General features: G+C 63.5%; 10 protein-coding genes and 2 tRNA genes. 7 read left to right on the top strand and 5 right to left on the bottom strand.

Annotated elements, in window-relative coordinates:
* The first annotated feature begins 94 nt into the window (after window positions 1–94).
* Window positions 95–547, top strand: a complete 453-nt coding sequence (locus AC56QP_RS32100) for an Lrp/AsnC family transcriptional regulator (protein WP_091575388.1) — start codon at window positions 95–97, stop codon at window positions 545–547.
* 102 nt (window positions 548–649) lie between these two features.
* Here the strand turns inward: AC56QP_RS32100 and AC56QP_RS32095 are convergent, their stop codons facing one another.
* Together AC56QP_RS32095 and AC56QP_RS32090 are read right to left on the bottom strand one after the other, a co-directional pair.
* Window positions 650–1,849 carry a cytochrome-c peroxidase gene (locus AC56QP_RS32095; RefSeq protein ID WP_497100923.1) on the bottom strand — a complete coding sequence of 400 codons (1,200 nt, stop codon included), beginning with the start codon at window positions 1,847–1,849 and terminating at the stop codon, window positions 650–652.
* A gap of 7 nt (window positions 1,850–1,856) precedes the next feature.
* A complete protein-coding gene (locus AC56QP_RS32090; RefSeq protein WP_489861879.1) occupies window positions 1,857–2,306 on the bottom strand; it encodes a FixH family protein in 450 nt (149 codons plus the stop codon).
* Between the two features lie 151 nt (window positions 2,307–2,457).
* Between AC56QP_RS32090 and AC56QP_RS32085 the strand changes: the two genes are divergently transcribed.
* Complete coding sequence (locus AC56QP_RS32085) at window positions 2,458–3,378, top strand: sugar kinase (protein WP_489861880.1); 921 nt, start codon at window positions 2,458–2,460, stop codon at window positions 3,376–3,378.
* Between the two features lie 2 nt (window positions 3,379–3,380).
* Here the strand turns inward: AC56QP_RS32085 and AC56QP_RS32080 are convergent, their stop codons facing one another.
* The 3 genes from AC56QP_RS32080 to AC56QP_RS32070 form a co-directional block, all read right to left on the bottom strand.
* Window positions 3,381–4,403 (bottom strand): aldose epimerase family protein, encoded by a 1,023-nt coding sequence (locus tag AC56QP_RS32080; RefSeq protein ID WP_489861881.1) that lies wholly within the window; start codon window positions 4,401–4,403, stop codon window positions 3,381–3,383.
* Window positions 4,404–4,495: 92 nt separating this feature from the next.
* Window positions 4,496–5,953, bottom strand: a complete 1,458-nt coding sequence (locus tag AC56QP_RS32075; protein WP_489861882.1) for an NAD-dependent succinate-semialdehyde dehydrogenase — start codon at window positions 5,951–5,953, stop codon at window positions 4,496–4,498.
* 329 nt (window positions 5,954–6,282) lie between these two features.
* On the bottom strand, window positions 6,283–7,233 hold the full coding sequence (locus AC56QP_RS32070) for an AEC family transporter (RefSeq protein WP_256750635.1): 951 nt from the start codon (window positions 7,231–7,233) through the stop codon (window positions 6,283–6,285).
* Window positions 7,234–7,378: 145 nt separating this feature from the next.
* Here AC56QP_RS32070 and AC56QP_RS32065 point away from each other — a divergent pair, with 145 nt between their 5' ends.
* From AC56QP_RS32065 to AC56QP_RS32045, 5 genes are all read left to right on the top strand, one after another.
* A complete protein-coding gene (locus AC56QP_RS32065; RefSeq protein WP_489861883.1) occupies window positions 7,379–10,399 on the top strand; it encodes a caspase family protein in 3,021 nt (1,006 codons plus the stop codon).
* Window positions 10,400–10,496: 97 nt separating this feature from the next.
* Complete coding sequence (locus tag AC56QP_RS32060) at window positions 10,497–11,045, top strand: histidine phosphatase family protein (RefSeq protein ID WP_489861884.1); 549 nt, start codon at window positions 10,497–10,499, stop codon at window positions 11,043–11,045.
* A gap of 211 nt (window positions 11,046–11,256) precedes the next feature.
* Window positions 11,257–11,330, top strand: a tRNA-Lys gene (locus AC56QP_RS32055).
* A 2-nt stretch (window positions 11,331–11,332) separates the two neighbouring features.
* Window positions 11,333–11,400 (top strand) — tRNA-Asn (locus tag AC56QP_RS32050).
* 359 nt (window positions 11,401–11,759) lie between these two features.
* Entirely contained in the window at window positions 11,760–12,902 is a 1,143-nt protein-coding gene (locus AC56QP_RS32045) for a slipin family protein (protein ID WP_489861885.1), read from the top strand.
* The last annotated feature ends 103 nt before the right edge of the window (window positions 12,903–13,005 follow it).

The following is a 13,005-nucleotide window of genomic DNA, read 5'->3' as shown; positions in this document are numbered from 1 at the left end:
AGCTCCGAAATTTCAGCCGGTCCAAAGAAATCGACATGGCAGGTCATTTTATCTATCATAACGTTCAAAAGTCGGAGAATGGACTGCGATTTCGATGATGGAAGACCAATTGGACCGCATCGACAGGAATATCCTGTCGGCATTGGCAAGCGACGGCCGGCTTTCGATGTCCGAACTGTCGGCAAAGGTCGGGCTGTCGAAGACGCCGGTGCAGGCGCGGGTGAAGCGGCTGGAGAAGGACGGCTTCATCAGGGGCTACCAGGCGATCATCGACCGTGAGCGCATGGGCGAAGGCCATGTCGCCTTCGTCCAGGTGAAATTGTCCGATACCCGTTCCGCAGCGCTCGACGCCTTCAATCGGTCCGTGCAGGCCGTACCGGAGATCGAGCAGTGCCATATGATGGCATCGAGCTTCGACTACCTACTGAAAGTCCGCACCAGGGACATCGCCGCCTATCGGCGCGTGCTGGGCGAGCGCATCTCTGCCCTGCCCCATGTCGCCCAGACCTCGACTTTCGTGGCGATGGAGACGGTCAAGGACCGATGACCATGATCCCGAAAAGCGGAAGCCGGTTTTCGGAATAGACCATGGTCAAACAAAAAGAAAAAGAGCCCCATCCCGACACATCGGGATGGATCAGGCTCTGGATTACTCGGACAACGTCTTCAGGAAGGCCACCAGCGCCGCGCGCTCACGGTCTGAAAGCTCCAGCGGATGGACCTCCGACACGCCTTCGACGCTCGGTGCAGCCTTGGCGTAGTGCGCCACCACCTCGTCGAGCGAGGAAAACTGCCCGGCATGCATGTAGGGCGGCCGCGTTGCGGCGCCGCGCAACGAGGGCGTCTTGTAAGCACGGATGAGCTCCGGTGCGGACTTGACCACGAAGCGCAACTCACCGCAGGCACTGACATCGCCGTCACGAAAGGCGCCGAAGCAGTTGAACGGGTCGGCCTCGACCTGGCGTACCGCATCGATGCGTCCGCGATCCGGCGGCAGATTGGCGACGGGGGGCACGCCGGTGTTGTGGAACCCGTTGTCGGTGAAGCGCGGACCGTTGTGACAGCTCACGCAATTAGCCTTGCCGATGAACAGTTTCAGCCCAAGGACTTCATCCTTGGAAAAGACGGCATCGCCTCTCGGTTCGGCGCCGGTGCCAAGGTCCAGCGCAAAGCGGTCGAAGCGCGTCGGCGTCGGTTCGATCGAGCGTTCGAAAGCGGCGATCGCCTTGCCGATATTGGCATAGACGCCGTTGATCGCGTCGCGTTGCGCTCCGCTCATCGCGTTCCAGGTAGCCTTCTCGGCATCGGTTCCAAGCGGGCTGGCATTCAATGGCATGCCGGAAAGATCCGGCAGCGGCCCGAAGATGCGCTCATAGCGCTCGCCGAAGCGCGCCTTGATGTAGTGCGCGTAGGCGGCCCGGTTTCCGGCCTGTTCAAGCGGGTTTTCGAGTGGCGTCAGCGCTTGCGCCCACAGGCTGTCGCGGCGGCCATCCCAGAAGAACCACGGATCGCGCGCCACGCCGGCCAGCGGCATGGTGCGCCGGTTGGTGTGGCCGACGCCCACCGCTTGCGGCAGGTCGTCCTGGAACTGGCGGTCGATCTTGTGGCAGGTCGAGCACGACACGGTGCCGTCGCGGCTCATCCCCAGGTCGAAAAACAGCGTCGAGCCAAGTGCCGCGGCCGCCGGCACATCCGCGAAACGGTTGGTGGTGTCGGGTTTGAGCGGCGGCAGCCTCGACAACGCCAGCGAGGCGATGGTCTGCTTCTCGGCGTCGGAAAAATCCGGCTTGCCGCAGCCGGCAAGCATGACGGCCACCATCAGCGCCAGAAAACATGAAAGGCGCTTCATTGGCCGCTCACAGCACCACGTTGAACAGCACCGTGTCGGAACCGGCGGTGGCCGAGATGGCGAAGTGCAGCTGCCACCAGCCGCTCATCGTGAATTTCAGCCCCTCGATCCGATAGCGCCCGTCGCCAAGATAGTCGGTCGCCTGTGGGCTGGTGGGCAGGCCGTGATTGTGCTGCGGCATGCCACCGGAGATCGCGATCGCCGCGCCTTCCACCGGCGCTCCGGCCTTTGTCTTCAGGGTCAGCAGCCAGGATTCCAGTTCGCCCAGTCGCACAACGCCCCGCTCCGGCGCGAAGCTTGCCACGAACAGCCCGTTGTCGGTCGGCTTCGTCCGCGAGACATCCGGACCGGCAGGCCGCGACGATCGCGGCGCCGTCAGGTAGACCACGGCGAGAATGCAAGCCAGCAAAGCAGCCAGACCCAGACCTGCCAGAAGATAACGCCATAATGATGCCAAACCGGTTCCTCTTCTGCAGACAACGTTCTGCTAGGCAGATCACATCCCGCCAGCCTGTGGGAAAACGCTGTGGCGGAAAAATGCCCGCTTGCCAAGCATGGCGCTGCCGGTGGCAAAAAGCTACAGCACCGGAGTCACTGGAGGACTGTGCATGGCGGGAAACGGCGTTGCCTCGATCGGCGAATGCATGCTCGAACTGTCGGGTCAGACGGGCCCGAACTGGCGCATGGGTTTTGCCGGCGACACCTTCAACACGCTGTGGGCGCTGCATGCGTTGAGTGGCGATCGGCCGGCAACCTATGTCTCGGCCTTCGGCGATGATCCCTTCTCGCAAGGCCAGATCGCCTTCTTCGCCGAAAACGGCATCGGTATCGGCTCCAGCCCGGTCATACCGGGGGCACGGCCCGGCCTCTACGCGATCACGCTGAACGGTGCCGAGCGCTCCTTTACCTACTGGCGCGGCGATGCCGCCGCCCGGCAGCTCGCCTCTGATCCGGCAGCACTATCAAAAAACCTTGAAAATCAATCGCTTGTCTACTTTTCTGGAATCACCTTGGCAATTCTGGACGATGCCGCGCGCGCCGCATTGCTGGCGGCCGTGGCCAAGGCGCGGGCGGCGGGCTCGACTGTCGCCTTCGATCCGAACTATAGGCCACGGCTCTGGCGCGGGCGCGAGGATGCGCAAGCGGCGATCGTCGAAGCGCTTGCCGTCACCGACATCGCATTGCCGACCTTTCCCGACGAGCAGATGCTGTTTGATGACAAGGCGCCGCGGACGACCGCTGACCGGATCGGGAAACTGGTCGGTGAAGTCGTCGTCAAGAATGGCGAAGCGCCGGCGCTGATCACCGCAAACGGGACGCTGCGCGAAGTCCCCGCAATCCATGTCGCCGCTCCCGTCGATACGACGGGCGCCGGCGATTCTTTCAATGGCGGCTATCTTGCCGCTCGTCTTGCCGGCCATGACCCGTTGGAAGCCGCACGCCGCGCCCATCGCGTCGCCGCCGCCGTGGTGCAGGTTCGCGGCGCGCTGGCGCCGTTTGAGACGCTGCGGGCGGCGTTCGAGGGCTAAGATCAAGGCAGCCGGAAACGATATTCGGTCACGTGGTGATAGGCCTCGCCGGGCCACAGTGTCGCCTGCGGAAAATACGGCCGGTTCGGTGCATCCGGCCATACCTGCGGCTCCAGGCAGAAGCCGCAAAAAGCCTTGTAGGCCCGCCCTTCCAACCCCGCGCGCGGTGTCACGTACTGGCCGGTATAGAGCTGGATGCCGGGCTCCGTGGTCCAGACCTCCATCTCGACAACGGAGTTCGCTGCTTGCACCCACGCGGCCTGCCGAAGCGGTCCGCGCGTCGAGGCAAGGCAGAAATTCTGGTCGTAAGGCAGTTGCTCGCCCTCGGTCTCCATGCGCAGCGGCCGTGCCTGGCGGAAATCGAAGGGCGTGCCGTCAACCGGCTTGACCACGCCGGTCGGGATCATGTCGCCGTCAACCGGCAGATAGGCACCGGCATTCAGCATCATCCTGTGATCGAGAATGTCGCCGGCGCCGCCATCATCGAGGTTGAAATAGGAATGCTGGGTGAGATTGCACAGCGTCGGCTCCTCGCAGGTGGCGGTCAGTTCGACGCTCAGCGTGCCGGGGATCTTCAGCCGGTAGGTGCAGGTGACGTCGAGCGCGGCGGGAAAACCCATCGTGCCGTCGGGATCGTGCAGGGTCAGCGTGACGAAATCCCTGCCATGTAGCGAAACTGTCCACGGCCGGTGGAAATAGCCTTGCGAGCCGCCATGCAGCGTGTGCTTGTCGAGGAAATTTCGTTCGGTCTGGTAGCGCTTGCCTGCGATGGTGAAGCGGCCGTCGCGAATGCGATTGGCATAGCGGCCGACGACCGCTCCGAAGAAGGCCGTATCCGTCTCATACGCCTCCAGGCGGTCATAGCCGAGCACCAGCGGTGCATCGTGCCCGGTCAGGCGCAGATCCTGGATGATCGCGCCGAGCCCGATGATGTTGGCGGTGAGACCGCCGCCCCTGATCGTGAAGCGACGCACCGGCTCGCCTGCCTGCGTCGTGCCGAAAACCTCGCCGTCCTTCATCGCCATGCCCGCAAACGTCAGTTGATCCAGAGGATTTCGGCTGGTTTTCAGATCCTGGGCAGGCAGGTCGTAGGCCTGCCCGCCTCAGCGATAGTCTATCAGAGGCCGAGGCCGCCGATGCAGACATATTTGGTGTCGAGGTAGTCCTCGATGCCCTGATGTCCGCCTTCCTTGCCGAGGCCGGATTCCTTGACGCCGCCGAACGGCGCTTCGGGCGTGGTGATGAGGCCTTCATTGACGCCGACCATGCCGTATTTCAGCCCCTCCATGACGCGGAAGGCGCGGCCGAGATCGCCAGTGTAGAAATAACAGGCGAGGCCGAATTCGGTGTCGTTGGCGAGCGCGATGGCTTCCTCTTCCGTCTCGAACTTGAATACAGGCGCGACCGGGCCAAAGATCTCTTCCTTCATGAAGCGCATCTTGGGCGTCGCGTTGGCGATGACCGTCGGCTGGAAGAACGAACCGCCAAGCGCGTGGCGCTTGCCGCCGGCGACGACCTTGCCGCCCTTGGCGGTGGCGTCGGCGATCAGTTCCTCGACCTTCTCGACCGCCTTCACGTCGATCAGCGGTCCCTGCTGGACGCCATCCTCGAGGCCTGAACCGACCTTCAGCCCGTTGCTGGCCGCTGCGAGCCCTTCGACGAATTTGTCATAGACGCCGGCCTGAACCAGGAAGCGGTTGGTGCAGACGCAGGTCTGGCCTGAGTTGCGGTATTTGGCGGTGATCGCACCAGCGATGGCGCGCTCGAGGTCGGCGTCATCGAAGACGATGAACGGCGCGTTGCCACCGAGCTCCATCGAGACCTTCTTGACGGTGACGGAAGACTTTTGGATCAGGATCTTGCCGACCTCGGTCGACCCGGTGAAGGTGATCTTCTTGACCAGTGGGTTGGCGCAGATCTCGTCGCCGATCTCGCCGGCGGCACCGGTCAGGATGTTGATGACACCCTTGGGGAAACCGACTTCCTCGGCGAGCGCGCCCCAGGCGAGACCCGAGTACGGCGTCTGCGAGGCCGGCTTGACCACGGCGGTGCAGCCGGCGGCGAGAGCCGGCCCGAGCTTGCGGGCCAGCATCGAGGACGGGAAGTTCCACGGCGTGATGGCGGCAATGACGCCGACCGGCTCCTTGGTCACAAGGATGCGGCGGTCCGCCCATGGCGAGGGTACGACGTCACCGTAGGTGCGGCGGCCTTCCTCGGCGAACCACAGGATGTAGGCCGCGGCCGAGCCGATCTCGCCCTTGGATTCGAACAGCGACTTGCCCTGCTCGATGGTCAAGAGTTCTGCCAGCACGTCCTGATTGTCCATCATCGCGTCATGCAGCTTGCGCAGCAGCTTCGAGCGCTCGAGCGCGGTCGTCTTGCGCCATGACTTGAAGGCGGCTTCGGCCGCCTCGATGGCACGGCGGGTCTCGGCCTTGCCCGACTTCGGCACGGTGCCGATCTTGAGCCCGGTGGCCGGGTTGTTGACGTCGACCGTCTGGCCACTGTCGGCCTGCACCCATTCGCCGTTGATGAGATTGGCCTGCCGCATGAAATGGCTGGTTTTCTGAAGCATGGTCTATCCTCCGTTCGGCGCTGAAGGGCCGGTCTGTGAATTCTGCGCTGGGCGTGCGCTGGGCCATGGAAGCCGGCACGCTGGAGCCACTGCTCTTTACCTAGGGCAAGGCCCGCAAGCAATCGCAAGATGGCATATAGGGGTTGGGCCAGCGCGAGACGAGAGCAGGCTGCCTGCTTCGCTCAAGGGTATGTTGAGATTCAGGTCAGGCCGAGCCGAGAATGGTGGGGCCCGAGAACCGGAACGGAGCTTACCTTTGGGTACGTGAGTTCCGGAAGCGCAAGGCGCCCGCCGTTCGCGGGCCGGCATCACCTGAATATCGACATACCCTAGCCGAAGACGTGCACGACCACCGTCAGCCAGAAGGCTGTGGTGACGACGGCGCAGGCCGTGGCGATGGTCATCTGGTTCGACGCCAGCGCCTGCCCGGTGTTGAACTGGACGGCGATGAGATACGAATTGACGCCCGACGGCAGTGCTGCAACCACGACGGCCACCTTGGCCGTCAACGGCGGCAGGCCGAGTAACCAGACAAGCGCGAGGACCAGCGCCGGCATCAGGAACAGCTTCAGCGCCGAAAGTGCCAGCGCAGGCCGGACATTGCCGGAAACGCCGAAGCGACGCAGGCTGAGCCCCATGGCGAACAGCGCCACCGGCCCGGCTGTATCGGCCAGCGCATTGACGAGCCGCATGACCAGGTCCGGCAGCGGCGCGCCACCGAGGCGCCATGCGAGCCCCGCCAGAATGCCGATGATCAGCGGATTGATGAACAGCCGCCTCAGGAAACTCCGGATGATGCGCAGCGGATGCACTGGTTCGCCACCGCCCCGGCCGAACATCTCGAACAGGACAATCGAGGCCATCATCATGATCGGCAGGTGCACGGAGACCAGCAGCGACAGCACTTCGAAGCCGCTCGGGCCGAATATGCCAAGAATGAAGGGAGCACCCAGCAGGACGACATTGGAGTAGGCCGACGATACGCCACCGACGACGCCGGCGCGTGCATCCCGTCCGAATATCCTCGTGGTGACGAAATGGCCGGCGGCCCAGGTGATGGCCACTGCCGTGAAATAGGCACCCCACAGGGGCCACGGCGCCACGCCGTGGAAATCGGACGTCACCATCGTCTGGAACAAGAGCAGCGGCATCGCCACGCTGACCGCGAAATCGGCTATCCCCTCGCCGCTCGCCGGCTTCAGATAGCCGGTAAACCCGGCGAGATAGCCGAGCGCCACAAGGCTGAAGACAAAGAGGACGGTTTCGGTGAGCGGAGACATTTTTCAGGGATAGGCGAGCCACGGTCGCGGCGCAATCGCGCCCGAATTTGTTCGCGCCCGAATTTGATCATGCCCGAATTTGATCATGGTAGACTGGCAGCGTTATAGAGGGCTTGCGATCTTCAGGGCGGACACGAAACGACAAATGACTTTTGTCGAAACCTCAAAACAGCATCTTTTCCAACGGACGTGCCTGACAGCTTTCGTCGCCGTGCTGTTTTGCCTTGCCGCGACGACGCTTCAGGCCGCCGAAACGAAGAACCTCAAAGGCGTGGCGCTGATCATCGGCCAGTCGAAATACGAACACATCGCCGCCCTTCCCAACCCGGCCAACGACGCCCGCGACATGGCCAAGATGCTGACCGATCTCGGCTTCGACGCCCGCAGCGTCACCGATCGAGATGCCGCGAAGCTGAAGCGCGACCTGGAACGTTTCACGGAGGATGCCGAAGGCGCCGATGTCGCCTTCATCTATTATTCCGGCCACGGCATCGAGGCCGGCGGCGAGAACTATCTGGTGCCGGTCGATGCCGACGTTTCATCGCTGAAGGACGCCGACCAGGCGCTGGTGCCGATTTCCATCGTCATGGACGCATTGAAAAAGACCGTGCCGGTGACGATCGTGCTGCTCGATGCCTGCCGCACCAATCCGTTTCCGCCGGATGCCCAGGTACGGCGCGCACCGACCGCTTCGGCTTCGCCCATTGGTGCAGGCGGACTGGAGCCGGTGCGCGGCGCCAAGGCCCTCGGCAACACGCCGGCGACGGACGAAAGCCTTGGCACCGTGGTCGGCTTTGCCGCGGAGCCGGGACGCCCGGCGCTCGATGGCGCCGCCGGCGAGAACAGCCCCTACGCGGCGGCGCTGCTGCGCCATCTCGCGGCGATGAAGGGCACGGAATTCGGCTCGGTCATGCGCATGGTGACGGAGGAAGTCTATCTCGACACCAAGGCAAAGCAGCGTCCTTGGGTTAATGAGAGCCTGCGCCGGCTGCTCTATTTCGGCATCGCGCCACCCGAACCGACAGGCGACGACGGGCTGATCACCGGCGAAAGGCGGCAGCTGCTGTTGACCATTTCCGACCTGCCCGGCCCGAAACGGGCGCAGGTGGAGCTGGCCTCGCTGCAGGACGGCGTGCCGCTCGACGCACTCTATGGCGTGCTCAAGGCGCTCGGTACTGAGAAGATGCCGGAGGATCCGACCGATCTGCAAAAGCTGCTGGACGCCCAGGCCGAGCGCTTGAAGAAGATGATGTCCGAGCGCGCCGCGCTGCGCACCGACGATCCGGAGATCAAGCGCCTGGTTGCCTCCGCCGACAAAGCCATCGGCCAGGGCGCGATCGCGACGGCGCACAAATTCCTCGATGAGGCCGTCGGCCGGGTCGAGCAGACCGGCAACGCGGTCGACGAGGCCGAGGAATTGGTCAAGCAAAAGCGCCTTGCCGATGCCGCGATCTACGCCAGGCGGGCGGATGCCTCGGCACTGGCCTTCGACTACCAAGCCGCCGCAAATGACTACGCCAAGGCGTTTTCGCTGGTCGAGAAGTGGGATGACAAGCTGCGCTGGAACTACAAGAACCAGGAAGCCGAGGCGCTGAACGCTTATGGCTATGCGACCGGCGACCTCGATGCGCTGCAGCGTTCCATCGACGCCTACCGCATCATCCTGAACTTCATCCCCAATGGCGAACAGAACCGCGACTGGGCGATCACCCGCAACAACATGGCGGTGGTGCTGCAGACGATCGGCGAGCGCGAGACCGAAACGGCGCACCTCGAAGAAGCGGCTCGGATCTTTCGAGATTCGCTAGTCGTCTTCGAGCGCGAGAAGGACGACCTCAACTGGGCCGCCGCACAGAACAATCTGGCCAATGTGCTGTTGAAGCTCGGCGAACGGCAGAGCGACCCGAAGCGATTGAATGAAGCGGTGACGGCAATGCGGGCCACGCTGGAGAAGCGGCCCCGCGACAAGGTGCCACTCGACTGGGCGGCATCGCAGATGAATCTCGGTATCGCGCTGTACGCGCTTTCCGAGCGTGAGCCCGCCGGCGAGCATCTGACACAAGCGGAGGCGGCCTACCGGCTGGCGCTTGAGGAATACACGCGCGAAAAGGCGCCGGTGGAGTGGGCGATGGTCGAGAACAATCTCGGCAACACGCTTGTGTCGCTCGGCATTCAGCTCAACGACAAGGCGAAGATCAACGAGGCGGCCGACGCCTTCCGCGCCGCGCTTCAGGTGCGAACCAGGGAAACCTTCCCGGTGTCGTGGGCGACCAGCCGGCTCAACCTCGGCAATGCGCTCGGCGGTGTCGCCCGCTTCGACATGGGCACCGGAGCGCTCGAGGAGGCCGCGGTTGCCTATGGCGACGCATTGACGGTGTTCACCCGGCAGCGTTTTCCGATGGACTGGGCGTCGGCCCAGAACAATCTCGGTTCGATCTACCAGACGCTGGGCCAGCGCACCCGCGACCCGGCCAGGCTCGAAGAGTCGGTAGCCGCATTTCAGGCGGCCCGCCGGGTTTACACCAGAAGGGCATTCCCCCTCGACTGGGCAATGAGCCACTACAATCTCGGCAACACGCTGCAGCTTCTTGGCGGCCTGACGGACAAACCGGAACGTTACAGCGAGGCGGCCACCGCCTATCGCGATGCCTTGCGTGAATACAAGCGAGAGACGAACCCGCGGCAATGGGCGCTGTGCGAGGCGGGCCTCGGCTCCGCGCTGCACTGGCTGAGCATGAGCAATGCCGATCCCAAGACCCTGGCCGATTCCGTCGCGGCGCGTCGGGCGGCGCTTGAAGTGCTGACCCTTGAGGCTGCGCCCATAGACTGGGCCAACGCCCAGAACGGCATCGGCATGAGCCTGCTCAATCTTGGCAATCTCGAACGGACCGACAAATATCTTGGCGATGCCGAGGCCGCCTTCACGGCGGCGCTGAAGGTTTTCACTAGGGAAAGCCAGCCCATGCAGTGGGCCTTCGAACAGAACAATCTCGGCGACATCCACTGGAACCGCGCCAGCTATGGCGGCGGCAAGGCCGAATATCAGAAGGCGATCGAGTTCTTCGAGAGCGCCAAGCAGGGTTTCACCGAAGCCGGCTACACGATTCCCATCCCGCTCACCGACCAGAAGATCGATCTGGTGAAGAAGCAGATGGCCAAGAAGTAGGGCTCCCGCCGACCGCGCCTTGTCTTTCGTCCGGCTTTGCCGTCCCTATATGTCCTGCCACCGGAACCCATTGCCGGGAACCGCAGAAGGATAGCCGATGATTCGATTTGTGCTGGCTTTGCTTCTGCTCGCCGTGCCCACGGCAGCCAGTGCGACGGATGCCGGCTGGGCTCTGCTGCGTGACGGCGGCCATGTCGTGCTGCTTCGCCACGCCATGGTCACCGGCACCACCGATCCGGCCAATTTCGACATCGGCAGCTGCGCCACCCAGGTCAACCTGTCGGCACGCGGCAAGCAGCAGGCGAGTAAGATCGGCGCCTTGTTTGCCGCCCGTGCAGCGCCCATCGATCGCGTGTTGTCCAGTCGCTATTGCCGGTGCCTCGACACTGCCCGCATCGCCTTCGAGGCCGAACCGAAGCCGTTCGCGCCGCTTGATCTCCTGAAAACCGACGAGAAGGAGAAAGCCGCCCAGATCACGGCCATCATGACGGAGATCCGCGGGTATTCCGGCTCCGACAATCTGGTCATGGTCACTCATCTCGAAAATATCGTGGCGCTGACCGGCGTCGCGCCGCGCGAGGGCGAAGCGGTGATCGTCGAGCCGCAAGGCGATGGCCTGCGCGTACTCGGCCGCGTGACATTCTGAAGGCCGACATCGCCAGTGTTGCCGAATTGCCACCTCTGAATGAAGCCGAGATTTGGCCACGACAATGCCGCTTGCGACAACCCGTCGCAGGGGCTATAGGCGCGCTCCCGGTCACGAGAACCGAAGCGAGCACAACGGCTGGAGCTTTCGTCTCCGCCCGTGCAGACGGCATTGCCGCCCTGTATACGGCGCCGCTTTGGGGATTGGGATCGCGGATGTAGCTCAACTGGGAGAGCACCGGATTTTATCCGGAGGTTGTGGGTTCGAGTCCCGTCGTCTGCACCACGGATAGCTCAGTTGGGAGAGCATCAGATTGTTAATCTGACTGTCGAAGGTTCGAGTCCTTCTCCATTGGCCTGATAAGCCAGCACCCTGCCAGGTGTTACCTGAAAACGGTCCGGGGACTGGAATGCGAAAGACCTGACGGACAGCCCAAGCCCTCGGGCGCGGACAGTCCTGAAAGTCTGACGCCATCGGCTCGCGGCCAGGCCCGCGGTGACGATCAAGGCGCAGAGTCGCCGGCAAGGGAGGCCAAGGCCTTCGGCGCCCGCTTCGCTGCCTCGTGATCCGCTCCCGAAGGTCCGCCACGGATTGATGCCACCAGTCCCCGGATCATTCGTGCCCGGACCATGACGACATGAACGAGAAACGAAAGGGAAGATCGACGCATGACTTGACGCCTCGCATGGGGCCATGCCCGACAGGAGTAAGACAATGACTGTTCTCGATAAGGTTCTTGGACGCGAGCGCGTCCTCGTAAGGGAAAACGAACGTGCCCTCACCCTCTACAAGGGTGAGATCAAGGCCGTCCTGATGCCGGGCGAACATTGGCTCGCCAACCGGCGCGGGAGCCTTGAAGTGTCCCGGCACGATCTGAAGAACCCGGAATTCGTTTCGGCGTACGAGAAGGCGTTGTTCGACAAGCTCCCCGATGTGGCCGCGCGTCATTTCACCGTCGTCCGCACCGGGCGCACGGACGTCGCCGTCGTCGAACGGGACGGCAACCTGCATGCCGTGCTGGCGCCGGACCGCAAGCTAGTGTTGTGGACGGATGCCGGGCCGTGGAAAGTGACGACGGTCGACACGTCGGCCGATCTCGCCATCGATCCGGCGGTCATGCGTCGGCTCGGCCAGGCCCGGAAGACGGAGTTGATGTCCGTCCATCCGGTCGTTGACGGTCAGGCCGGGCTGCTCTTCATCGACGGTGTCCTCGTGCGGACGCTTGCCGCGGGCGTGCATGGCTTCTGGAACGTCGGACGCATGGTGCAGATCAAGGTCGTCGACCTCAAGCGCCAGTCGCTCGACGTCGCCGGGCAGGAAGTGCTGACCAAGGATCGCGTCACCATCCGTGTCAACATTGCCGCCGAATACCGGGTCGTCGACCCGGTCAAGGCGGTGAGCGCCGTGAAGGACTTCTCCGAAGCCCTCTACCGCGCCCTGCAGTACGCCTTTCGCAAGACGCTGGGCGCGCTGACGCTCGACCAGATCCTTGAAAAGAAGGTGACGATCGACGAGGAGGCCGCGCGCAAGGTCCGCTCCGACATGGCCGAGATCGGGGTCGAGGTCAGCGATATCGCGCTCAAGGATGTCATCCTGCCGGGCGAGATGCGCGAGATCCTCAACCAGGTGGTGTCGGCCGAAAAGCAGGCCGAGGCCAACATCATCCGCCGCCGCGAGGAGACGAACGCCACGCGTTCCCTGCTCAACACGGCCAGGGTGATGGCGGAGAACCCGGTGATGCTGCGCCTGAAGGAGCTCGAGGCTCTGGAGACCATCGCCGGCAAGGTCGAGCGGCTGACCGTCCACAATGGAACGGGCGGACTGCTGAACGACCTCGTCAAGCTCCGCGACAGCTGATGGATGTCGCCCAAAAGTGGTTCCGGTTTTCGGAAAACGACATGATCAAAGTAAAGACTGACGCGACGTCAATCGAAAGGGCCGCCGGATCAGCCGGCGGCCC

The sequence above is a fragment of the Mesorhizobium sp. RCAM 05104 genome, from assembly GCF_059683645.1.
This window is presented reverse-complemented; position numbering and strand designations above follow the sequence as displayed.